The organism is Rhizobium sp. P2_G2 (genome assembly GCF_056403555.1).
This window is the reverse complement of sequence record NZ_JBFUFF010000253.1, coordinates 1-1,530: the sequence shown is the minus strand read 5'-3', so window position 1 is coordinate 1,530 and position 1,530 is coordinate 1. Positions and strand designations below refer to the sequence as shown.

General features: G+C 60.9%; 1 protein-coding gene. It reads right to left on the bottom strand.

Annotated features, from left to right (window positions below; translation table 11 throughout):
- Window positions 1–1,530 (bottom strand): beta strand repeat-containing protein (locus AC1D06_RS42540; protein WP_477991588.1); only part of this gene is annotated, 1,530 nt, incomplete at both ends.

The following is a 1,530-nucleotide window of genomic DNA, read 5'->3' as shown; positions in this document are numbered from 1 at the left end:
AGGAGGTGATCTGGTCGTTGCCGTTGCCGCCGTAGAAGGTGTTGAGGCCGAATGCGTCCGACAGCTGGTCATCGTCATCGCCACCATCGAGCAGGTCATTGCCGAGCCCGCCGTCGAGCGTGTCGTTGCCACTGTCACCATAAAGCGTGTCCGACCCGTCGCCGCCGACCAGCGTGTCATTGCCCTCGAGCCCATGGATCTCGTCGTCACCAACCGTGCCGGCCAAAGACTCCGATGACGCCGTGCCTGGAATGACTTGTCCCGCGGAAGCACCGCCTTCGGGCTCATATCCGCCGAGGTTGATGGCCGTGAGGTCCGTTGCTGTGACGCCGCTGAGGATTGCAAGGGTGACGGGGTCGCCCGGCCCGCCAAGCCCGTCGCTGTCAACCTGGAGCAGCGTGTCGTTGCCACTCTGGACGATGATAAGGTGACCTGTGGCAAATGGGTTGCCGCCCGGATAGTTTGGGATGAACTGCAGGAGGTAGGCGATATCGAGGACGTCACCGGTATCGCCTGCGGTAAAGTCGGTGATGGTGATGCTGACATTGCTGTCGAGCTTGTAGGTGTCGTTGCCGGCGCCACCGGTCACGGTACCATTGATGTTGGTCAGTGTCAGGGTATCGTTGTCGTCTCCGGCATCGACTATGAAAGTGCCGCCACTGAGCGTCATAACGTCGTCGCCGCTGCCCCCGGTCACGGTCCCCGATCCGCCAAAGGCGATTGTGTCGGTGCCGCCGCCCAGCATGACAACGTTGTTGGCGCCGGAAAGAGAGACGAGGTCGTCGCCGCCACCCAGATCGAAGGTGCTGCCGGCGAAATTTCCATTGATGGTGTCGTTGCCAGTGCCGAAGGTGACCTGGTTATTGTCGTTTGTCGAACCGTGGATCGAGCGACCAAAAAGAGAGTTATTGCCGYCCCCTAAATCGATGATGGTGTTGCTAGCCCGGACGAGCGTGATGGTGTCGTTGCCGCTGCCCGCGTGGACAACATTCTGCGCACCGCTTATCGAGAAGCTGTTGTCGCCTTCGCCGCCGTCCACGACATTGTTGGTGCCGCCGACCGAGATAGAGTCGTTGCCATTGCCGCCATAGGCGGTCGATCCGTTGCCGCCAATATCGATGTTGTCATTGTCTTCGCCGCCATAGGCGATCGAGCCATTGCTGCTCAAGCTGATGTTGTCATCGCCATTGCCACCATCGACAGTGCTGCCATTGGCGTTGGAGAGGTTCAGGCTGTCGTTGCCGTCGCCGCCAGAGAGATATTGGCCTGCGATCGAGCTCGAGGAGGTGATCTGGTCGTTGCCGTTGCCGCCGTAGAAGGTGTTGAGGCCGAATGCGTCCGACAGCTGGTCATCGTCATCGCCACCATCGAGCAGGTCATTGCCGAGCCCGCCGTCGAGCGTGTCGTTGCCACTGTCACCATAAAGCGTGTCCGACCCGTCGCCGCCGACCAGCGTGTCATTGCCCTCGAGCCCATGGATCTCGTCGTCACCAACCGTGCCGGCCAAAGACTCCGATGACGCCGTGCCTG